The organism is Streptomyces sp. AC602_WCS936 (genome assembly GCF_019049125.1).
Classification (GTDB): Bacteria; Actinomycetota; Actinomycetes; order Streptomycetales; family Streptomycetaceae; genus Streptomyces.
This window is the reverse complement of record NZ_JAGMUF010000129.1, coordinates 33,459-54,861: the sequence shown is the minus strand read 5'-3', so window position 1 is coordinate 54,861 and position 21,403 is coordinate 33,459. Positions and strand designations below refer to the sequence as shown.

Genomic DNA, 21,403 nt, shown 5'->3' with positions numbered 1-21,403 from the left:
CGCTGGGTCAGGGACGGTGTGCCGCACCGGGGCACCGTCACTGGGAGCCAGGCTCAGCGCTCGCGCCGTGACGACGGAACGTTCCGGCCGGTCGGGAGGTGTGACCCGGGTGGGGCCCGGGCGCTCAGTAGACAACGGCCCAGGCCGACCCGCAGCCGGCGGGTCCCGGGTCGGCCCGAAGGGCGCCGGGCCCCCATCCGCCGCGCAAACGGTCCCGAAAACGCCTATCCCTACCCCGGCCCCGGGAAAACGACACCCTTTGCGGACGTCCTGTCACGTCCCCGCAGGCCGCGGCCATTATGGTGGTCCTCTGCGTATGGAGATGAAGGGACAGCGGTGAACGACGGCGACGGGACCCCCGCAGCGGCGGGGCAGGGGAGGCGGTTCGGCCCCCTGGGCACGGCTTTGGTGATCATTCCGACCTACAACGAGGCGGAGAACATCAAGGCGATCGTCGCGCGCGTGCGTGAAGCGGTCCCCGAGGCGCACGTCCTCGTGGCCGACGACAACAGTCCCGACGGCACCGGCAAGCTCGCCGACGAGCTGGCCGCCGGCGACGACCACGTCCAGGTCCTGCACCGCAAGGGCAAGGAAGGCCTGGGCGCCGCCTACCTCGCGGGCTTCCACTGGGGTCTGGAGCACGGCTACGGCGTGCTGATCGAGATGGACGCCGACGGCTCCCACCAGCCCGAGGAACTGCCCCGTCTGCTGACCGCGCTCAAGGGCGCGGACCTGGTGCTCGGCTCCCGCTGGGTGCCCGGCGGCCGGGTGGTGAACTGGCCCAGGTCCCGCGAGTTCATCTCCCGCGGCGGCAGCATGTACTCGCGCCTCGCGCTCGACCTGCCGCTGCGCGACATCACCGGCGGCTACCGTGCCTTCCGCCGCGAGACGCTGGAAGGGCTCGGCCTGGACGAGGTGGCCTCCCAGGGCTATTGCTTCCAGGTCGACCTCGCGCGTCGGGCGATCAAGGCGGGCTACCACGTCGTCGAGGTGCCGATCACGTTCGTCGAGCGCGAACACGGCGACTCCAAGATGAGCCGCGACATCCTCGTCGAGGCGCTCTGGCGGGTCACCACGTGGGGCGTGGGGGAGCGGGTCGGCAAGGTCCTGGGCCGCGACCGGCAGCCCGACCGGGCGGTGGACTCGCCGGCGGGCGACAAGCCGGCACAGACGACGGACAAGAACACCTGATCGCCCCCTTATGCCGCGCTGAGCCGGGGCCAGGCACACTGGGAGTATGACGACTGGCGCTCAGACTCCCAGTTCCCCCGCCCGGCCCCCGCGCTCCAAACTGCGCACTTTCCTGCCGCTGGGCATCGCCGCGTGGCTCGTCCTGGAGATCTGGCTGCTGACCGTGGTCGCGGGTGCCTCCAGCGGCTTCGTGGTCTTCCTGTTGCTGGTGGCGGGCGTCGTCCTCGGTTCCGTGGTGATCAAGGCGGCGGGCCGCCGGGCCTTCCGCAATCTCCAGGAGACCGTGCAACAGCAGCAGTCCGGCGTCGTGCCCGGAGCCCGGCCAGGCGGCAACAGCGAGGGCAACGGCCTGACGATGCTGGGCGGACTGCTCCTCATCATCCCCGGCCTGATCTCGGACGCGCTGGGCCTGCTCATGCTGCTGCCGCCGGTCCAGAAGGCCGTGAGCCGGTACGCGGAGCGGACGTTCGAGCGCAAGCTCCGCGAGGCGGGCCCGGGCACCCTGGGCGACGCCTTCCGCCAGGCCCGCATGCACCAGCCGGACGGCAAGGTCGTCCAGGGCGAGGTCATACGGGACGAGCCGGGCGACGCCCCACAGGACCCGCGCCCCCCGCTGACGCACTGAGCGCTCTGTGTCCGCGGCCGCCGTGCCGCCGCGGACACACCGAAACCGCGGGTGCCGTACGTGAGATTCACGTACGGCACCCGCGGTGTTCGATATGTGTCGCCTACGGTTTCCCGTCAGGAACTGTTGTCACGCACTCTTGCGGCTGTCTCGCGGGTGCACCGCGATGTTCATCGCGCCGGAGCGCAGAACGGCCAGCCGCTCCTCGAGGACCTCTTCGAGTTCCTCGCGGGTGCGCCGCTCCATCAGCATGTCCCAGTGCGTACGCGCGGGCTTGGCCTTCTTCTCCTCAGGGCCGTCGCCGTCCACCAGGAGTGCCTGGGCCCCGCAGACCTTGCACTCCCACTCCGGCGGGATCTCCGCCTCGACCGAGAAGGGCATCTCGAATCGATGCCCCTTCTCGCATGCGTACTCCACGGCCTGGCGCGGGGCCAGGTCGATGCCGCGGTCCGTCTCGTAGCTGGTCACCACGAGGCGCGTGCCGCGAAGAGCTCGCTCACTCATGAATCGTGCCTCCCGGGCTTGTCGCCCACAGGACAGGTGTCGCTGTCGTCGTCATCCGGTCAACGTCCGGGCGGCGGTAAAGATTCCCGTCCCGACTCCCGATCCGGGCCCTGCGTCGCCGTCGCAGCCGCAGCCTTGCAACCAGTGCAGTACCCGCCGACGTCCGGTTTGTCACCTCTGCTGGCAGATGTGACATAGCGATTCGGCACCTTTGACGCGCAGTAACGGTACGCCTGGCAGGCCAAACGCGTACACTACAGCCCTTTCGCGCCGAGTGCTAAATCCTTTCGGGTACCGGATTGCCCGCGTCGCCGATCGCCCGCCGCACCGGCACCCGCGCGAGGAGCCCGAAACCGAGGACGAAGAAGACGACCAGAGAGATGATCGCGTCGCGATAGCTCCCCGTCAGCTGGTAGGTGAGCCCGAACAGCAGCGGCCCCAGCCAGCTCATCCCGCGGTCGCTCAGCTCGTACGCCGCGAAGTACTCGGCCTCCTTGCCGGGCGGGACCAGGTGGGAGAACAGGGAGCGGGACAGCGCCTGACTGCCGCCCAGGACCAGCCCGATGCCCGCGGCCAGCACGAAGAACCAGACCGGCGCCCCGGCCGGCAGGAAGTACCCGGCCGCCAGGGTGACCGTCCAGGCGACCAGCGACCCGAGGATCGTCCGCTTGGCGCCGTACCTCCGCGCCAGCCGCCCCAGCGCCAGCGCGCCCGCCACCGCGAGCACCTGGACCAGCAGCACCGCCACGATGAGCGTGGACTGGCCGAGGTCCAGTTCCTCGGAGCCGTACACGGACGCCTGGGAGATCACCGTCTGGATGCCGTCGTTGTAGACCAGGTACGCCAGCAGGAAGGCCAGCGTCAGCGGGTGGCGCCGCATGTCGCGGACGGTCGCGGCGAGCTGCCGGAACCCGGGCAGGGCGGAGCCCTCCCGCGCGGGAGCACGGCGGTCGCGCAGCCGCCGCAACGGAATGAGCGCGAACGCGCCCCACCACAGCCCGGCGGAGGCCAGGCAGACGCGGACCGCCTCGCTCTCGGTCAGCCCGAAGGAGTCGTGGCCGGTGTAAAGGACCAGGTTGGCGATCAGGACCAGGGCGCCGGCCGCGTAGCCGAAGGCCCACCCCCGCGAGGAGACCGCGTCGCGTTCCTCGGGCGGGGCGATCTGGGGCAGGTAGGAGTTGTAGAGCATCATCGCCACGGACTGCGCGGCGTTGGCGACGACCAGGAGCAGGCCGCCCAGCAGATAGCGGTCGCCGTCGAGGAAGAACATCGCGGTGGTGGCCGCCGCACCGGTGTACGCGGCGGCGGCCAGCAGCGGCTTCTTGCGGCCCGAGCGGTCGGCGGCGGCGCCCACCAGGGGCATCACCAGCACCGCCACGATCACCGACAGGGACACCGAGTAGGCGAAGAACGACCCGGCGCGCACGGGTATGCCCAGCGGGTGCACGTAACCGTCCGCGTCCGCCGCCGCCTCCGCCACCGAGGTCAGATACGGCCCCAGGAACACGGTGACCACGCTCGTCGAGTAGACCGAGCACGCCCAGTCGTAGAAGTACCAGCCGCGCTGCTCGCGCCGCCGGCCGTCGGCGCCGTCGGACGCGTCCGTCCGCAGGGTGTCGGTGCCCACCCGTGCCCTCGCTTCCCCGTGCCCGCGCCGCCCCCGGGCCGGGCGGGGTCCTCAGACCCAGACGCCGCGGTCCTCCATGACCTCGCGCAGTGTGTCGATGTGATCGGTCATGATGCCATCCACTCCCAGGTCCAGGAGCCGGTGCATGCGGTCGGGTTCGTTCACCGTCCAGACGTGCACCTGGAGTCCGCGCGCGTGGGCGGCGCGCACGAAGCGGTGGTCCACCACCTGGATGCCCGACTGGACCTCGGGCACCTGTGCGGCCACCGCCGAACGGCGCAGCGCCGCCGGGACGCCCCAGGAGCGCAGCCGCAGGTTGAGGACGCCCCTGGTGCCGTACGAGGTGGCCAGGCGCGGCCCGGCCAGGCGCTGGGCGCGCACCACGCGCGCCTCGGAGAAGGAGCCGACGCAGATCCGGTCCCAGGCGTCCGTCCGCTCGATCAGCTCCAGCAGGGGCAGCAGTGCGGGCTCCGCCTTCACGTCGATGTTCCAGCGCACGCCGGGGAAGGCCGTCAGGAGCTCCTCGAACAGCGGCACCGGCTCCTCGCCCGCCACGCGCGCGTGGCGCACCCTTTCCCACGGCAGGTCGGCGATCCGCCCGGCCCCGTCCGTCACCCGGTCCAGGGTCGCGTCGTGGAAGGCGACGAGCTTGCCGTCCCGCGTGGCGTGGACGTCGGTCTCGATGTACCGGTAGCCCGCCTCGACCGCGCGCCGGAACTGCCGCAGCGTGTTCTCCAGGCCGTCCGCCGCCCCGCCCCGGTGGGCGAAGGCGATCGGACCGGGGTGGTCCAGGTAGGGGTGGCGCGGATGGCGTATCGGGGTGGTCACCGACGCAGTATCGCGCGCCGGGGTTGACCGGCGGCAACCACCGTGCTGCCGTCGGATGCCGCCGGGACGGCGAACACCCGCAGGAACACCTGGGCCAGCGGGCCGATCGACAGGGCGTACAGGAGGGTGCCGACGCCGACCGTGCCGCCGAGGGCGAAGCCCGTAACCACCACGGTGATCTCGACGGCCGTGCGCACCAGGCGCACCGACAGCCCCGTACGCCGGTTCAGCCCCGTCATCAGTCCGTCGCGCGGGCCCGGACCGAAGCGCGCGGCGATGTACAGCCCGGTGGCCGCGCCGTTCAGGACGATCCCCGCCACCATCGCGGCGATCCGCAGCGTCCAGCCGTGGGCGTCGGGCACGAGCGCCAGCGTCGCGTCCATCGCCACACCGATCACCAGCACGTTCGAGATCGTGCCGAGGCCCGGCCGCTGGCGCAGCGGAATCCACAGCAGCAGCACCATGGCGCCCAGGATGGTCAGCACCACGCCCATCGACAGGCCCGTGCGCTCGGCGAGGCCCTGGTGCAGGACGTTCCACGGCTCCAGTCCGAGCCCGGACCTGACGAGCAGCGCCGAACTGGCGCCGTACAGCACCAGACCGCCGTAGAGCTGGGTGAGCCGGCGGGCGAGGCGTTGGCTGGGTCGGCTGGACAAGACGTGCCCCCTGTGTGGTGGTAGTGGCCTGCTGCATGACACCCTGTGGCTTGAGAGGCAGGGCCAACCATGGCCAATTCGGGGAAGGTGGACTGATTTCCATGGCGCAGTGGACTTCGGCTGTGGGGGCGGGGCAGCTCGCCCGGCTGCTCGGCTCCCAGCAGGACCGCCCCGCCGGGCCCGGCACCCGCCGTCCGCCCGCCTACCGGGCGCTCGCCGACGGCATCCGCCTGCTGGTGCTCGAAGGACGCGTACCGGTCGCCGCCCGGCTGCCCGCCGAGCGCGAGCTGGCCCTGGCCCTGACCGTCAGCCGCACCACCGTCGCCGCCGCCTACGAGGCCCTGCGCGCGGAGGGCTTCCTCGAGTCCCGCCGCGGTGCGGGCAGCTGGACGGCGGTACCGGCCGGGAACCCCCTGCCCGCGCGCGGCCTGGAGCCGCTGCCGCCCGAGGCCCTCGGCTCGATGATCGACCTCGGCTGCGCGGCGCTCCCCGCGCCCGAGCCCTGGCTCACCCGCGCCGTGCAGGGAGCCCTGGAGGAACTTCCCCCCTACGCGCACACCCACGGCGACTATCCGGCCGGGCTGCCCGCCCTGCGCGCGATGATCGCGGAGCGCTACACGGCGCGCGGCATCCCGACCATGCCCGAGCAAATCATGGTGACCACGGGGGCGATGGGCGCGATCGACGCCATCTGCCACCTGTTCGGAGGACGGGGCGAGCGGATCGCCGTGGAGTCGCCGTCGTACGCCAACATCCTCCAGCTGATGCGCGAGGCCGGAGCCCGGCTGGTGCCCGTCGCGATGGCCGAGGGGCTCACCGGCTGGGACGTGGACCGCTGGCGCCAGGTGCTGCGCGACGCCGCGCCCCGCATCGCCTACGTCGTCGCCGACTTCCACAACCCCACCGGCGCGCTCGCCGACGACGACCAGCGGCGGCGGCTGGTGGACGCGGCCCGCTCGGCGGGGACGGTACTCGTGGCCGACGAGACGATGAGCGAGCTGTGGCTGGACGACGACGTCGAGATGCCGCGCCCGGTGTGCGCCTTCGACCCGGCCGGCTCCACGGTCGTCACCGTCGGCTCCGCCAGCAAGGCGTTCTGGGCCGGCATGCGCATCGGCTGGGTCCGCGCCGCGCCCGACGTGATCCGCAGTCTGGTCGCCGCGCGGGCGTACGCCGACCTGGGTACGCCCGTGCTGGAGCAGCTGGGCGTGAACTGGCTCTTCAGCACCGGCGGCTGGGAGCAGGCCGTCCAGGTGCGGCGCGAGCAGGCCCGGCAGAACCGGGACGAGCTGGTGGCCGCGGTGCGCCGTGAGCTGCCCGACTGGGACTTCGAGGTACCGCGCGGCGGCCTCACCCTGTGGGTGCGGACCGGGGGCCTGTCGGGTTCGCGTCTGGCCGAGGCGGGGGAGCGGGTCGGGGTGCGGGTCCCGTCCGGACCGCGGTTCGGGGTCGACGGGGCCTTCGAGGGGTACGTCCGGCTGCCGTTCACCGTCGGCGGCGCGGTGGCCGAGGAGGCGGCGGTAAGGCTGGCCGCCGCGGCCCGGCTGGTGGAGAACGGGGGCGTCGGGGGCGGCGAGCCGCCGCGGACGTTCGTGGCGTAGCGGGTGCGGAGCGCGGGCGCCGGGCGGACGGGCGGGTGACGGGGAGTCCAGTCCTCCGGTCAGCTCCCGTCGCCGCTCCCGCCTTCGCTCTCCGGCTGCGCCCGCGCGGAGATCGTCCGCGGCGAAGACATCGGCGGTGAGGGCGTCGGCGAGGGGGACGTCCGACGGCTGCTGCTCGGCACGGCGGGGGCGGCGGTCCGGGCTGCCCCGGCGGTCCAGTACGCCGGGGGCCGGCGGTCCGGCCTCCCTCGGCTGTCCAGTACGGCGAGGAGCCCTGCCCGACGTACCGGGCAGGGCTCCTCGCCGGTGGCGCGTCAGGTGGTCTCCGCAGCGACCGCCTTGGCGGCCACCGTCTCCTTGGGGCCCGGTTCCACCGCAGCGGCCACCTCCTGCGGCGCCGCCTCCACGGCGACCGGTGCCGGCTCGGCGTCCGCCTCGCGTGTCTCCGGCTCCGGCTCGTCCTTCTTCTCGGCGGAGACCTTCTTCTCGGCGGAGACCTTCTTCTCCAACTTCAACTCCGCCTCCGCCTCCACCGGCACCGGGGCCCGCTCCCCGTCCGCCGGTGTCGTGCGCGGCGGAAGCAGGTCCAGTACCGCCCGGCGGTGGGTCTCGCTCGTCGCGTCGTCGTACGGGTCCGGGGTGGCCGGGACCTGGAGGCGGTGCACCGGGCCCGTGCCCAGGCGGGCGTACCCCCGACCCGGCGGGACCTGGTCGACGGGTGTGGTGTGCGGGGGAGCCCCGAGCGCGGCCGTCAGCTCGTCGGCCGTGGCCGGGCCGAGCACGACACGCGCGCGCGTGTGCTGCCGTACGGCGTCGCTGAGGCCGTCCAGCGCGTCCAGCTGGTCGGCGACGACCACCGTCACGCTCGCGGCACGGCCGTGCCGCAGCGGAACCTGGAGCAGGGACTGCGGGTCCCTGCGGCCTTCCGCGGCGGCCAGGTGGGAGAAGGCGCCGGGCCGGTCCAGGAAGACCCACAGGGGCCGCCTGGTGTCGTCGGGTGGGACCTCGCCCTCCTGCCGGGCGCGGTTGACGGCGATCAGTCGCCGCTCCGTCTCGGCGGCGACCCACTCCAGGCTGGTCAGCGCCCCGGTGAGCCCGCACTCGACGGCCAGCACGCCGTCCCGGCCGACCAGGCAGGCGTACTCGCCGGTGCCGCCGCCGTCGACGATCAGCAGGTCGCCGTGGTGCAGAGCCTGCAGGGCGACCGAGCGCAGCAGGGTGGACGTGCCGGTGCCCGGCTGCCCGAGGACCAGCAGGTGGGGCTCGGTGGAGCGGATGCCGGTGCGCCAGACGACCGGCGGCACGTCCCGCCGCTCCTCGCCGTGGGTGAGCGGGAGGGTGCGCTGGACCCGGGTCGGGTCGGTGAAGCCGAGGACGGTCTCGCCGGGCGCCGTCACGAAGCTCTGGGCGGCGATGTCGGTGGGCAGCGCCGCGAGCACGTCGACGGTGAGGTGGTTGGCCTCCTCGTTCCAGGTGAAGTGGTACTCCCGGCCCCGGCCCGCCTTGGCGGTGAGCAGGTGCTCGATGCGGGCCCGGGCGTCCGCCTCCCCGTCGGTGAAGTACGCGGGGTAGCGGATCACCAGGTGGGCGAAACGGCCGCCGTCGTCGAAGTCGTACGCCGGGAAGGCCTTCTCCCAGGCGCCGCCGTGGGCGTACAGGGGGTCGGGGTCCTCGGCGAGGGAGAAGTACGGGACCAGCGCCTCGTACAGCGACCGCAGGCGCTGGGACTGGGAGTCGTCCGGGCCCTCCGGTGCCGTCGGGGAGCGGTCCCTGCCCTGCCAGGCTGCCGCCGCCATCAGGACGATGACGGCGAGCAGCGGACCGTACGGCACGAGTGCCACGACCAGGACCACCGAGGCCACCAGGAACAGCAGCGCACCGCGCCGGTCCTTGGGGGTCTCGGTCCACCTGAGCCGCGCGGCCGCGGCCAGCCGGCGCAGACCGCGGCCGATCGTGATCAGCGGCTGGAGGACGTCGGTGGCGCTGTCGGCCGCCGTCCGGGCCAGCTCCCGGCTCCGGGCGAGCTGTGCGCCGCCGTTGCTCAGAATGCGGGGGAGGGGCCGCCGGGCCACTGCTGCCTCCTGGGAGTGCGTACGTGCGGATGTCGGGCGGGTCGGGGGGACGTCAGAACTTGATGCCGCCGAGGAGGCCCGCCAGGCTCTCGCCGCCCGCCTTGATGCTCGGGGCGATCGCCGTGGACGCGAGGTAGAACCCGAACAGGACCGCGACCAGCGCGTGCGAGGCCTTGAGGCCGTCCTTGCGGAAGAAGATGAAGACGACGATGCCGAGCAGGACCACGCCTGAGATCGAGAGGATCATGTGAGTTCTCCTGGTTCGCGGGGACAGTCACCATGAGTACTTCCAGGCTCACAGGATGTATCCGTACGATAAAAGGTGCAAATGGGGGAAATTCGGCGAAGTTGCCCCGGGTGGGGTAGGTGGGACTGGGCCGGATGAGCAGTGCTGTTGCGCGCGGCCGGGTCCTTGCCGATCTTTACCCCCCGGCACTTCCGCTGACGTGCCGCACCAGCCAGTACCCTGGCGATTCACTCGCACGGCCGCACCGCTCGCGGCCGTGCGCACCCGCAGTCCCCCGACGTCCGCACGGTGCGGCGTCCGTAGTGAGAGGTGGTCCGGCCGATGAGTGAAGCCCCCGACCCCGAGGTCGTGGAGCTGGCGACCAAGATCTTCGACCTGGCCCGGCAGGGCCGGACCGAGGAACTGGTCGCTTACGTGGACGCCGGTGTCCCCGCCAATCTGACCAACGACCGCGGCGACTCCCTCGTCATGCTCGCCGCCTATCACGGCCACGCCGACGCGGTGCGCGCCCTGCTGGCGCGGGGCGCCGAGGCCGACCGCGTCAACGACCGGGGTCAGACTCCGCTCGCCGGGGCCGCCTTCAAGGGTGAGACGGAAGTGACCAAGGCGCTCCTGGAGGCCGGAGCGGACCCTTCCGCCGGTACCCCGTCGGCCGTGGACACGGCGCGGATGTTCGCCCGGACGGAGCTCCTCGAGCTGTTCGGCGCCCAGTGACCGGACGCGGGACCGGATCTGATCCGGGCTCGCTCCGACCATTCTGACCAGGCGAAACACAAAAAACGGGGGAGGCGGTACCGGGCCGCCGAAATTTCGGTCGCGGCAGATGTGACCGCCGGGCCATCATGACGACGTGGTTCACGGACGTGATGGCTGGGCAGATGTTGCCGCACCGCGCGGGCCGTGACACGGCCCGCAAGGGCCACCGACGAGAGGCAGAGGAACATGGTCTTCAGCAAGCAAGAGACGGCGGGCGCTCCGACGTGTTGGCGCACGGCCAGGTAACGCGTGCTCCCCGGTTGCGTCGACGCTTGATGTGAGGCTGTTTCCCATGTTCGATCCGGTCATAGCGCCCAGCGGTACGCTGCTCGGCCTGCTTCAGCGGGGTCGCGGCGACGGCACGCTGCATGCGCTCACCGCTCCGCGCGCCGAAGCGCTCGCGGCACTGAACCACTGTGTGCTCCACGACCCCCGCCACGACTGGCAGGTGGAGAACCGCTCCCTCTACTACGCCCGCCTGTACCTCGACGTGGGCGGCGAGCTGGACGCCATCGAGGCCCACCTCTTCGACCCCGAGGACGTCCTGGACTCCGACGAGTCACGCACCGGGCTGGCCCTCGCGGTCCTCGGCCACCTCGCCTCGTACGGCAGGCTGGACGCGCTCCAGCTGCTGCGCAGGTACGCCGCCCACGGTGTCAACTGGGCGTGGGCCCTGGACGAGCTGGCGTTGCGCGACGACGACGCCGGCCTGCGGGCCCTCGCCGCGCCCGTCCTCGCCCGCTTCCCCCGTGACGCGGAGGGCGACGCCGAGCTGGCCGTCGCGGTCCGTGACGCCTTCGAACCACGGCCCTGGCGCCTGTGGGCCGACGATCCGCGCGAATCGATCGCCGCGCGGGTGCGCGCCGCCCAGGAGCGCGGCTGTTTCGACCGATGGCAGCGGCAGCTGAATTCCACCGGGCCGCGCCCGGAGTGGAGCGTGCGGGCCGTGTTCGACTGGGCCGACCAGGGCGTCGCGCGCGGCGCCGCGCTCCATGTGCCGGCCGCCCGGTGCCTCGCGGCCGTCGCCGGCCCCGAGGACCGCCCCGAGATCATCGAGGCCGCCCGGTCCGGCGGCGAGGGCGCCCGCTGCACGGCCCTGCGCTATCTCGCCGACGGCAACGACCCGGACGCCCTCGACCTGATCGAGGGCGCCGTGACCATCGGCTCGACACCGGTCATGGAGGCAGCGGTCTCCGCCTTCGAACGCATGCGCAGCCTCGCCGCCGTCGACCGCGCCCGCAGCTGGGTCCACCGGCCCGACGCCCTCGGCGCCGCCGCCGGGCGCGTACTGGCCTGCCGGGGCGGAGCACAGGACCGCGACCTCGTCCTCGCCGCCCTGCGGGAGGCGATCCGCGGCGAAGGCCCCGACGCGCCGACCCTGTGGACCCTCGTCGACGGCACCGGCCGGCTCGGGATCGCCTGCGCCGCCCCCGTGCTGCGCCACATCTACCGCGAGACCGCCTCCTCCCACCTGCGCGGCCGGGCCGCCCGGGCGCTGGCGGCAACCGATCCCTCCTTCGCCGCCGGCTTCGCCATCGAATGCCTGTGGGACTGCGAGGAGACCACCCGCGAAATCGCCGCCCGCCACGCCGAGACCGGCGACAACCGCGTCGTCGAACGCCTGCGCAGGCTGGCCGCCGATCCGGCCGAGGAGGACGAGGTCCAGACGGCCGTACGCAGCCGCTTCGGCCCGGACGCGCCCGCGATGTGAGCGGGCCGGGGGGAGGGCTGAGCAGGCCCAGAAGGCTGGGCGGGCCTGGGGCTGAGCAGGCCCGGGAAGCCGGGCGGGCCGGTTCGGCGGTCGTGCCGGGGCCGCGCGCGCCGGTCCCGCTCGCTCAGCCGCGCGCAGGTCCCTGTCGCGCCCGCGCGGTGAGCGTACGGCCGGGGCCGCCACGGGCGGACACCGAGATCCGGCTACCGCGTCGAGTACGCGGAGTGAGCCGCCCGTCTGCCCGTCTCCCCGAGTGGGTACCGACTGGTGAGGTGGCGTGCTTCCTGCCGGTTGCGGGATCGGCGGAGAGCGGAGCCTGGTCGGCGTGTTGTGCGGCCGGGCCGGTGTTCGGGATGCCGGAGGGGGCGGGCGACTGCGCGGGCAGGCCTGGGTAAGGGGATGCGCGCGGGCCGAGGAGGTGGCGTTCGTGCCGGGTGTTCGGCCTGCGGGACGCTGCCCGCGGCCGTCCGGGCGCGGGTGGGTCTCGTACGTCCGTACCGCCGCCGAGAGAATTCGGGCGAGCCGGTGCCTTCCTGCCGCCGGGCGCGTGGGGTGGACGGAACCGGCACCGGGGCGGGGCCCCGGGGCCGGGCGGCAGCCCTGCCGCGTGAACGACGGATGGCCCGCAAGTACGGCGGGTGTGGCCGCGGGCTGACCCGCCCGGACGGGCGGGGCAACGCTCATGGGACGTTCCTCGCCCGGAAAGATCGACGTTGACGCGAGCACGTCCAGCCCGGCGACAACACGGGTATGCGTGTCGTCATCGTGACCGAATCCTTTCCCCCCGATGTGAACGGCGTGGCCCACTGCACGCTCCAGACCGCCCGGCACCTCGTCGACCGCGGTCACGACTGCGTGGTCGTCGCCCCGGCCGCCGCCCCCGGCACCGATGCGGACACCTCCGCGCCGTGCCCCCTCGTCCGGATCCCCTCCCTTCCGCTCCCCGGCTACCCCCAGGTCCGCGTCGCCCTTCCCAGCCGGCGCGTGGCCGCGGCGATCGCCGAACACCGTGCCGACCTCGTCCACCTGGCCAGCCCGTTCGTCCTCGGCGTGCGGGGCATGGCCGCCGCCGCCCGCCTCGGCGTCCCCGCGGTGGCCGTCTACCAGACCGACCTCGCCGGCTACGCCCGTACGTACATGGGAGCGGGCGAGGCGGCGGCCTGGTGGCGCATCCGCTCCGTGCACTCCGCCGCCGACCTCACCCTCGCCCCGTCCGGCGCGGCCCTGCGCGACCTGAGGTCGCACGGCGTGCCCCGGGTCAGCCTGTGGCCGCGCGGGGTGGACACCGTCCGTTTCCGGCCCGACCGGCGCGACGAGACCCTGCGCCGCGAACTCGCCCCGAACGGCGAGCTGATCGTCGGATACGTCGGGCGGCTCGCGCCGGAGAAGCAGGTGGAGCTGCTGTCCGGGGTCTGCGGGCTGGACGGCGTGCGGGTGGTGGTCGTCGGGGACGGGCCCAGCCGGCCCGGCCTGGAGCAGGCGCTGCCGGGCGCGGTCTTCCTCGGCCGCCGCACCGGCGACGAACTCGCCCGGGTCTTCGCCTCCCTGGACGTCTTCGCGCACACCGGTCCCTTCGAGACGTTCTGCCAGACCGTGCAGGAGGCCATGGCGAGCGGCGTTCCCGTCGTCGCGCCCGCCGCGGGCGGCCCCCTGGACCTCGTCGCCCACGGGCGCACCGGTCTGCTGGTGCCGCCGCGCGACGCCGCTGCCGTACGGGACGCGGTGTGGTCCCTGTCCGCCGACCCCGCGCTGCGGGCCGCGTACGGCGCCGCCGGGCGGGCCGCCGTCGAAGGCCGCACCTGGGCGGCCGTCGGCGACCGGCTGGTCGGGCACTACACGGACGTCCTCGCCACCCGGAAGGCGGTGCTGGCGGCATGAGCGGCGCACTGCGGATCGTCCGGCTCGCGAACTTCGTCGCCCCGGCGTCCGGGGGCCTGCGCACCGCGCTGCGCGAGCTCGGCAAGGGCTTCCGGGCCGCCGGACACGACCCCGTCCTCATCGTCCCCGGCGAGCACGCCGACGACCGGGAGACCGAACAGGGCCGCGTCATCACCCTCCCCGGGCCCCTGCTGCCGGGCGCCGGCGGCTACCGCGTCCTGACCGACAGGCGGCGCGTGGCCGCGCTGCTGGAGGAACTGGCCCCCGACCGTCTCGAGGTCTCCGACCGCACCACGCTGCGCTGGACCGGCAAGTGGGCCCGGCGGGCCCGGGTCCCCGCCGTGATGGTCTCCCACGAGAGCGCCGACGGTGTGCTGCGCACCTGGGGCGTGCCCGAGCGGACGGCCCGGCGCACCGCCGACGCCCTCAATCTCCGTACGGCGCACACCTACGCGCGCGTGGTGTGCACGACGGAGTTCGCCGAGCGGGAGTTCGTCCGCATCGGGGCCCGCAACGTCGTACGCGCCCCGCTCGGCGTCGACCTGGCCGGACGGCACCCCGCGCTGCGCGATGTGGCGCTGCGCGCCCGGCACGCGCGCGTGGACGAGACCCTGCTGGTGATGTGCTCCCGGCTGTCCGTGGAGAAACGGCCCGGCACGGCGCTCGACGCGCTGGCGGCGCTGCGGCGGCGGGGCGAGCGGGCGGTGCTGGTGGTGGCCGGGGACGGACCGCTGCGTCCGCGGCTGGAGCAGCGGGCGCGGGAGCGCGGGCTGCCGGTGACCTTCCTGGGGCACGTCGCCGACCGCGGGCTGCTCGGTGCCCTCCAGGCGTCCGCCGACGTGTGCCTGGCGCCCGGACCGGCCGAGACCTTCGGGCTGGCCGCGCTGGAGGCGATGGCGTGCGGTACGCCCGTGGTGGCCAGCGCGTCGTCGGCGCTGCCGGAGGTCATCGGCTCCGCCGGAGCCGTCGCCGCCGGCCGCGGGGAGGGTTTCGCCGACGCCGTGGCCCTGCTCCTCGGCCGCCGGGAGGCGGAGCGGCGGGAGGCGGCACGCGCGCGTGCGGAGTGTTTCGGCTGGGACGCGGCGGTCCGGGCGTTCCTGGCCGCGCACGACGCGGCGCTGCCCGCGCACCCCGTGCTGCCGGAGACCGTGTCATGAGACGCGTCCGGTTCGTGGCCCTCGGCGACTCGCTGACCGAGGGCGTCGGCGACCCGGTCGGGAGCGGGTGGCGCGGATGGGCCGCGCTGCTCGCCGCCGGACTCGCCGAGGAGCCCGCGGAGTTCACCAACCTCGCCGTCAGCGGGGCGCAGACCCTCGACGTGGCCGGGCGGCAACTGCCCGCCGGCCTCGCCCTGCGGCCCGACGTCGTGTCCGTCGTCGTCGGCGTCAACGACACCCTGCGCCGCACCTTCGACATCCGCGCGGTCGCGGCCCGGCTGGACACGGTGTACGCCGCGTTCACCGCTCAGGGCGCGCTACTGCTCACCGCCTGCCTGCCGGACCCCGGGACGATGCTCGGGCTGCCGGGGGCGCTGGCCCGCCCGCTGGGCCGGCGGCAGCAGGCGGTCAACGCCGTGGTGCACGCGCTGTCGGACCGGTACGGGGCCGTGCACCTGCACGCGTGCGAGGGCGGCTGGACCACCGACCGTGGGATGTGGAGCGCGGACCGGCTGCACCCCGGCGAGCGGGGCCACCGACAGCTCGCCCTGCGCTTCCACGCCCTGCTCGCCGAGCGCGGCGCCGCGACCGGTCCCGCGCCCTCGCCCGACACCGAGTTCCCCGCCCCCACCAGGGCGGCGAGCCTGTGGTGGCTGGCCACCGCCGGTACCGGCTGGGTGGCCCGGCGCTGCACCGACCTCCTGCCCCAACTGCTGACCCTGGCCGCCGACGAACTGCGCCACCACGCGCGCGGCACGAGCGCCCGCCTCGACCTGCGCACGTCCGCCGCGGTCTCCGCCGCGCTCACGGCCCTGTCGGCGACCGAGAGGCCGGAGGCGGCGTGACGGGGGCGTGTGGGTAGTGGCGTGACGGGAGTTCGAGCGAGGTCCGTTCTCCGGTGTCCGTCGGGGTGTCCGGGACTCAGACCACGCGGTACTGCTCGTCCCGCGCGTCGGTGAGGAACATCTGCCCCGGCGCGTGGGTGAGCGCGAAGGGCGGACGCGAGGCCATGATCGCGGCCTGCGGGGTCACGCCGCACGCCCAGAACACCGGGATGTCGTCCGGCTCGGCGTCCACCGGGTCGCCGAAGTCCGGCCGGTCCAGGTCGGCGATGCCGAGCGCCGACGGATCACCGCAGTGCACCGGGCTGCCGTGCACCGCCGGGAGCAGGCCGGTCTCGCGGATCGCCGCGTCCAGATGCGCGGGCGGCACCGGACGCATGGACACGACCATCGGCCCGCGCAGCCGCCCGGCCGGACGGCACTGCCGGGTGGTGACGAACATCGGCACGTTGCGGCCCTGCTCGACATGGCGGATGGGGACTCCCGCAGCGGTCAGCGCCCACTCGAAGGTGAAGCTGCAGCCGATCAGGAAGGACACCAGGTCGTCGCGCCAGTGCGCCCGTACGTCCGCCGGCTCGTCCACCAGCTTGCCGTCCCGCCACACCCGGTAGCGCGGCAGATCGGTGCGCAGGTCCGCGCCGTCGGCGAGCGCGGTGGTCCACGACCCGGCGTCCGTGACGTCGAGCACGGGGCAGGGCTGCGGATTGCGGGTGCAGAAGAGCAGCATGTCGTACGCCCAGTCGGCGGGCACCGAGATCAGGTTGGCCTGGGTGTGGCCGGCCGCGACCCCGGCCGTGGGACCGGTCAGCCCTTCCCGGAATCGTGCGCGGGCCGTTCCCGGGCTCCACGCGTGCGCGTGCTCGTCGACGAGGACGACCGGCCGGTCCTCGGCCACGGGGTGCGGGGAGTACGTCACGACAGTTCCCTTCCGCGCGTCTCCGGCAGCCCCAGCAGGGCCAGCGCCGCGATGCCGTAGCCGATGGCGCCGAAGACCAGCGCGCCGCCCACACCCCAGCTGTCGGCCAGGAAGCCGACCGTGGTCGGGAAGACGGCGCCCACGGCGCGCCCGGTGTTGTACGTGAAACCCTGGCCCGCGCCTCGCACCGCCGTCGGGTACAGCTCGCTCAGGTACGAACCGAAGCCGCTGAAGATCGCGGACATGCAGAAGCCGAGCGGGAAACCGAGCACCAGGAGCAGGGTGTTGGCGCCGCTCGGGATGTTCGCGTACGCCAGGATGCAGACCGCCGACAGCAGGGCGAAGAGCCAGATGTTGCGCCTGCGGCCCAGCCGGTCGGTGAGGTAGCCGCCGGTCAGATAGCCGATGAAGGCGCCCGAGATCAGGAACGTCAGGTAGCCGCCGGTGCCGACGACCGACAGGTCGCGTTCGTCCTTGAGATACGTCGGCACCCAGGTGGCGAGGGTGTAGTAGCCGCCCTGGACGCCGGTGGAGAGCAGGCTCGCGAAGAGCGTCACCCGCAGCAGGCCCGGCGTGCCCGCGGTGCCCCGCCTGAAGATCGCCGCGAACGAGCCCTTCCCGGCGCTCTTCTCACGGACCTCGGTGGCCCTGGGCGCGTCGTGGACGCTGCGCCGCACCCAGACCACGAGCAGCGCGGGCAGCGCGCCCGTCCAGAACATCACGCGCCAGGCCAGGTCGTCTCCGGCCAGCGAGAAGACCAGCGTGTAGACGACCACCGCGAGCGCCCAGCCCACGGCCCAGGAACTCTGGACCGCGCCGAGCGTGCGCCCCCGGTGCCTGGCGCTCGCGTACTCGGCGACCAGGATCGCGCCGACCGCCCACTCGCCGCCGAAGCCGAGGCCCTGGAGGGCACGGAAGACCAGCAGGGTCTCGTAGTTGGGGGCGAAACCGCAGGCCACCGTGAACACCGCGTAGGTGATCACGGTGAGCAGCAGCGCCTTGACCCGGCCGACGCGGTCCGCCAGGACGCCCGCGAGGGCACCGCCGACGGCGGAGACGACCAGTGTGACGGTCGTGAGCAGCCCCGTCTGACCGCTGTCCAGGCCGAAGTACGCGGACAGCGCGACCATGGTGAGCGGCAGCGTGAAGTAGTCGTACGAGTCGAGGGCGTAGCCGCCGAACGCACCGCCGAAGGCACGACGGCCCCGCGGCCCCAGGGCCCGCAGCCAGCCGAACGGGCCGTCCTCGGAGGGACCTTGATCAGTGACGGAACCGGCTTCGGCGGACACGGCCGGCGGGGGAGGAGGGGACGTGCTCATGGGCACCTCGCAGAGGGAGGGCGGGCGATCGGGCGCTGGGCACTTCACGGCACCGTAGGGGATCGTTCAACGATCCCTCAATACCCCTGTTGTTTCGTTCTGGCATCTGCGATTGAATTCCGGGCATGGCAGAGCAGTTGACGGGACTGGCGGACGACCGCGCCCTCCTAGGGCGGACCAGCACCGCGGAGCGGGTCTCGGACATCCTCAGGAGCCGGATCGCCGACGGCTACTTCCCGCCCGGCACCCGCTTGTCGGAGGACAGCATCGGCGGTGCGCTCGGCGTCTCCCGCAACACCCTGCGCGAGTCGTTCCGGCTGCTCACGCACGAACGCCTGCTCGTCCATGAGCTGAACCGGGGCGTCTTCGTCCGGGTCCTGACCGTCGAGGACGTCGAGGACATCTACCGCACCCGGACCCTCGTCGAGTGCGCAGTCGTCCGCGGCCTGGGAGACCCGCCGTACGCCCTGGACGGACTCGCCGAGGCGGTCGAGGACGGGCGCCGCTCGGCCCGCGAAGGTGACTGGAAAGGGGTGGGTACGGCCAACATCCACTTCCACCGGGAACTGGTGGCCCTCGCCGGCAGCGAACGCACCGACGAGCTGATGCGCAGCGTCTTCGCCGAACTGCGCCTCGCCTTCCACGTGGTGGACGACCCACAGCGCCTGCACGAGCCCTACATCGCGCGCAACGCGGAGCTCCTCGACACCCTGCGGACCGGCGAACGCGAGCAGGCCGCGCGACTGCTCGCCGTCTACCTCGAGAACTCGCTGAAGCGGGTCGTGGAGGTCTACCTGCGGCGGGTCGGGGACGAGTCCTAGCCACCCCGGGCGGGGCTCGCCGTCCCTCGGGGCCCGGCCGTCCGCGACGCCTGTCGGTCGGGCGCATCTGTGCCGTTTGGGTCGTTGTCAGACCGAGGACCTAGTCTGTGCACCGTGACTTCGCCTGCATCGACGGACAGCGTTCCGCCCCAGCTCAGCGCGGGGCCGCGCCCCGCACCGGGCCCGGCCGCCGACGAGGGACTGGCGCGGCGGCTGCGCGCGCTCGCCTGCACGGCGCCGCTGCACGACCTCGACGCGCGCAAGGCCAACCTCGCGGGCGAGTACTCGGTGTACGGCATGGCGGAGGTCGCCCTGGCCGCCATCGACCTGGTCACGCTCAACATGGACTTCGACACGGGCGCCGACCACGACCAGATCGTGGCCCGGCTGATCCCGCGCGTCGCCGCCCAGGCCCCGGCGCGGCCTGCCGCCGAGCACGAGCGCGTGGCCCGCTGGGTCCTGGAGAACCTGATCAACGTCGGCAGCGTCGACCGCGGCTTCCGCGCGGTGTACGGCACCTTCGGCCCGGACGGCACCTACGTGCGCCGCGACTACGACTTCAAGCTCCTGGAGGAGGTCCCCGGCCCCGGCGGCACCGTCTACCTGCGCACCACCGACGAGGCGGTCAACGTCCTCGTCGGCGCCCTGGACACCGACGTCACCAGCGCCCAGATCGCCGCCGAGGTCAAGCTGGAGGTGCTGATCAGCCGCGGCCGGCTCGCCGACGCCCAGCTCGCCGCCGAACAGGCCCGGTACCGGACCGTGCAGTACTCGGAAACCCTGCGCAAGGCCCTGGACGCCACCCGGCGCAACGTCCGTGCGGTGGACTGGCTCACCACCGTCCCCGACATGATCGCCGAGGCCCTGGAGCACGTCGCCGACCGGTACCGCCACGAGAACGCGATCCTCACCAACATCCGCAAGGCCCGCGACGAGTCCGAGGACTTCGAGCACAAGCGCCGCGCCGCCGAGCTCGTCGACATCGTCAAGGACTGCATCCGCCGCCACACCCAGCTCCAGTCCCGCCTCCTGGAGGCCGGCCCGCTCTTCCGCGCCGAGCAGGACCGGCAGGCCTTCGGCACCCCCCTGACGACCTCGGGCCTGGACCTGTACGGCCACCTCGTCGCCCCCGTCCTGCCGCTGCCGCTGGAGCAGGCGCTCCGCGCCACGGACGCCTTCTTCGCCCGCGGCACCGGTCTGCGCACGCCCGTCTCCGTCCGGGTCGGCGACCTCGTCGACATACTGCTGACCCCGCCCGTGGAGCGGGAGCACCTGGGCGCCGAGATGCCGGAACCCGACCTGATCGCCACCCCGGACGACAGCCGCTTCAGCGAGGAGCAGCTCGCCGCCGCCATGGAGCTCCTCGACCTGCCGCACGACGCACCGCGCCGGCTGTCCGGACTGCTGGCCGACGCCCGCGCCCAGGACCCCGAACTGCCCTACCTCGTGGCCCTCCTGGCCGTCCACGCGGCCAGCCCCCCGGTCGGCACCGCCTACCGGCAGGGCGAGCCCAAGCTGCTGTTCGCCGTGGACGACGGCACCGAGCTGGACGACCCGGAGTTCGGCGGTGCCGACCTCGTCGTCGGCACGGCACTGCTGGACGCGGCCGGAATGGCCGCCGACCGCTCGGAGGCGGCATGAGAACGCACGGTCGGTCCTGCCCCCGGCCCCCGGACCACCACCAGCACAACCGGCATCAGCACAACGAGGAGAACCGACCGTGACCGAGCACGTCGACCGGAGCGAACCGGAAGCGGGCGCCGCGCCGGCCACCGCGGCCGTCACGCCCGCCGACGCCGCCGACGCGGCGCGGCTCGTCGCCTTCGGCCTCCAGCCCAAGCTGCTCCCCGCCCGCGACCAGGAGTACGCCGACCTGCTGCGCCGCTACCGCGAGGACCCGCCCTTCGCCCGCCTCGCCGACGCCGTGGCCGCCGGCCTCGGGCTCGTCGTCCTGGAGGTGTCCCCGCGCGCGGGAATGGCCGTCACCGCCGCCGAGGACTCGGTGTTCGCCGTCCGCATGGGCGACTACGCGCGTCGCGCCGCCACCGACTCCGGCGACCGCTTCCTGCACGGACTCGCCCACCTCGCCGTCGCCGCCATGGCCTTCCCGCGTCCCGAGGACCTCGCCGACGACGGCTACATCGGCCGCGTCACGGTCAACGGAGTGGACGCCTTCGTCCGCCAGGCCTGCCGGCGCCTGGAGGAACGCGCGGAGGAGCAGGGCGAGAACACCGACCCGGCCACCGACGCGCCCGGCCTGGAGGCCGCCTGGCGGATCTGGGCCAGACGCAGCTCGACCGGCGCCACCAAGGACGCCCGCAGACTCCCCGGCTCCACCACCGGCATCGTCGGCAAGGCCGCCGCCTTCCTCACCGAGTCCGGCTTCCTCCAGCGCACCGGCGACGACAACGGCGGCACGTACCGCACCACCGCCCGCTACCAGCTCCAGGTGCGCGACATGGCAGGCAGCGCCGCCATGGCCGAGCTGCTGGAGCTCGGCATCGTCCCCGTCACCGACGGCACGGCGACGCTGCTGCCCGCCGACGAGACGGACGACCTGGAACTGGCGGCCGACGCCGGCCTGCCCTTCCACGGCTCCTGACCACCGAGCACCCGCTCACCGCCCGCACCCCGCGCCTTCACCTCCCCGAC

Annotated in this window: 19 protein-coding genes; 11 read left to right on the top strand and 8 right to left on the bottom strand. The window is 73.7% G+C overall.

Going from position 1 to position 21,403, the window contains the following annotated elements; translation table 11 throughout:
• The first annotated feature begins 336 nt into the window (after positions 1-336).
• Positions 337-1,191: a polyprenol monophosphomannose synthase gene (locus tag KUM03_RS35035; protein WP_217254598.1), complete on the top strand. Its 855-nt coding sequence runs from the start codon at positions 337-339 to the stop codon at positions 1,189-1,191.
• Between the two features lie 46 nt (positions 1,192-1,237).
• Entirely contained in the window at positions 1,238-1,816 is a 579-nt protein-coding gene (fxsA, locus tag KUM03_RS35030; RefSeq protein WP_217254597.1) for an FxsA family membrane protein, read from the top strand.
• A gap of 129 nt (positions 1,817-1,945) precedes the next feature.
• Here the strand turns inward: fxsA and KUM03_RS35025 are convergent, their stop codons facing one another.
• The 4 genes from KUM03_RS35025 to KUM03_RS35010 form a co-directional block, all read right to left on the bottom strand.
• On the bottom strand, positions 1,946-2,320 hold the full coding sequence (locus KUM03_RS35025) for an RNA polymerase-binding protein RbpA (RefSeq protein WP_003977404.1): 375 nt from the start codon (positions 2,318-2,320) through the stop codon (positions 1,946-1,948).
• A gap of 277 nt (positions 2,321-2,597) precedes the next feature.
• Positions 2,598-3,947 (bottom strand): MFS transporter, encoded by a 1,350-nt coding sequence (locus KUM03_RS35020; RefSeq protein ID WP_217254596.1) that lies wholly within the window; start codon positions 3,945-3,947, stop codon positions 2,598-2,600.
• 51 nt (positions 3,948-3,998) lie between these two features.
• Positions 3,999-4,775 carry a glycerophosphodiester phosphodiesterase gene (locus tag KUM03_RS35015; RefSeq protein ID WP_217254595.1) on the bottom strand — a complete coding sequence of 259 codons (777 nt, stop codon included), beginning with the start codon at positions 4,773-4,775 and terminating at the stop codon, positions 3,999-4,001.
• Positions 4,772-5,431, bottom strand: a complete 660-nt coding sequence (locus KUM03_RS35010; RefSeq protein ID WP_217254594.1) for a YitT family protein — start codon at positions 5,429-5,431, stop codon at positions 4,772-4,774. The genes KUM03_RS35015 and KUM03_RS35010 overlap by 4 nt, the downstream gene beginning before the upstream one ends.
• A 101-nt stretch (positions 5,432-5,532) precedes the next feature.
• On the opposite strand from KUM03_RS35010, the gene KUM03_RS35005 reads away from it, so the two are divergent.
• Complete coding sequence (locus KUM03_RS35005) at positions 5,533-7,032, top strand: PLP-dependent aminotransferase family protein (protein ID WP_217254593.1); 1,500 nt, start codon at positions 5,533-5,535, stop codon at positions 7,030-7,032.
• Between the two features lie 314 nt (positions 7,033-7,346).
• On the opposite strand, the gene KUM03_RS35000 is transcribed toward KUM03_RS35005, so the two are convergent.
• Complete coding sequence (locus KUM03_RS35000; protein ID WP_217254592.1) at positions 7,347-9,104, bottom strand: hypothetical protein; 1,758 nt, start codon at positions 9,102-9,104, stop codon at positions 7,347-7,349.
• Between the two features lie 52 nt (positions 9,105-9,156).
• On the bottom strand, positions 9,157-9,351 hold the full coding sequence (locus KUM03_RS34995) for a hypothetical protein (RefSeq protein ID WP_003977410.1): 195 nt from the start codon (positions 9,349-9,351) through the stop codon (positions 9,157-9,159).
• A gap of 321 nt (positions 9,352-9,672) precedes the next feature.
• On the opposite strand from KUM03_RS34995, the gene KUM03_RS34990 reads away from it, so the two are divergent.
• The 5 genes from KUM03_RS34990 (at position 9,673) to KUM03_RS34970 (ending at position 15,698) form a co-directional block, all read left to right on the top strand.
• Positions 9,673-10,065 carry an ankyrin repeat domain-containing protein gene (locus KUM03_RS34990; protein WP_073730749.1) on the top strand — a complete coding sequence of 131 codons (393 nt, stop codon included), beginning with the start codon at positions 9,673-9,675 and terminating at the stop codon, positions 10,063-10,065.
• Positions 10,066-10,399: 334 nt separating this feature from the next.
• Positions 10,400-11,818 carry a HEAT repeat domain-containing protein gene (locus KUM03_RS34985; RefSeq protein ID WP_217254591.1) on the top strand — a complete coding sequence of 473 codons (1,419 nt, stop codon included), beginning with the start codon at positions 10,400-10,402 and terminating at the stop codon, positions 11,816-11,818.
• A gap of 750 nt (positions 11,819-12,568) precedes the next feature.
• Entirely contained in the window at positions 12,569-13,696 is a 1,128-nt protein-coding gene (locus tag KUM03_RS34980) for a glycosyltransferase family 1 protein (RefSeq protein ID WP_217254590.1), read from the top strand.
• Positions 13,693-14,853: a glycosyltransferase gene (locus tag KUM03_RS34975; RefSeq protein ID WP_217254589.1), complete on the top strand. Its 1,161-nt coding sequence runs from the start codon at positions 13,693-13,695 to the stop codon at positions 14,851-14,853. The genes KUM03_RS34980 and KUM03_RS34975 overlap by 4 nt, the downstream gene beginning before the upstream one ends.
• Positions 14,850-15,698, top strand: a complete 849-nt coding sequence (locus KUM03_RS34970; RefSeq protein WP_217254588.1) for an SGNH/GDSL hydrolase family protein — start codon at positions 14,850-14,852, stop codon at positions 15,696-15,698. Before KUM03_RS34975 ends, KUM03_RS34970 begins: the two co-directional genes overlap by 4 nt.
• Positions 15,699-15,774: 76 nt before the next feature.
• On the opposite strand, the gene KUM03_RS34965 is transcribed toward KUM03_RS34970, so the two are convergent.
• Together KUM03_RS34965 and KUM03_RS34960 are read right to left on the bottom strand one after the other, a co-directional pair.
• The gene (locus KUM03_RS34965; protein ID WP_308406475.1) at positions 15,775-16,611 is read right to left on the bottom strand and encodes a putative hydro-lyase; all 837 of its coding nucleotides are present in this window, start codon (positions 16,609-16,611) and stop codon (positions 15,775-15,777) included.
• A complete protein-coding gene (locus KUM03_RS34960; protein ID WP_217254587.1) occupies positions 16,608-17,930 on the bottom strand; it encodes an MFS transporter in 1,323 nt (440 codons plus the stop codon). Before KUM03_RS34960 ends, KUM03_RS34965 begins: the two co-directional genes overlap by 4 nt.
• Positions 17,931-18,055: 125 nt before the next feature.
• On the opposite strand from KUM03_RS34960, the gene KUM03_RS34955 reads away from it, so the two are divergent.
• The 3 genes from KUM03_RS34955 (at position 18,056) to KUM03_RS34945 (ending at position 21,353) form a co-directional block, all read left to right on the top strand.
• A complete protein-coding gene (locus KUM03_RS34955; RefSeq protein WP_217254586.1) occupies positions 18,056-18,751 on the top strand; it encodes a GntR family transcriptional regulator in 696 nt (231 codons plus the stop codon).
• 114 nt (positions 18,752-18,865) lie between these two features.
• A complete protein-coding gene (locus tag KUM03_RS34950) occupies positions 18,866-20,392 on the top strand; it encodes a hypothetical protein (RefSeq protein WP_217254585.1) in 1,527 nt (508 codons plus the stop codon).
• Positions 20,393-20,471: 79 nt separating this feature from the next.
• Positions 20,472-21,353: a hypothetical protein gene (locus KUM03_RS34945; RefSeq protein ID WP_217254584.1), complete on the top strand. Its 882-nt coding sequence runs from the start codon at positions 20,472-20,474 to the stop codon at positions 21,351-21,353.
• The last annotated feature ends 50 nt before the right edge of the window (positions 21,354-21,403 follow it).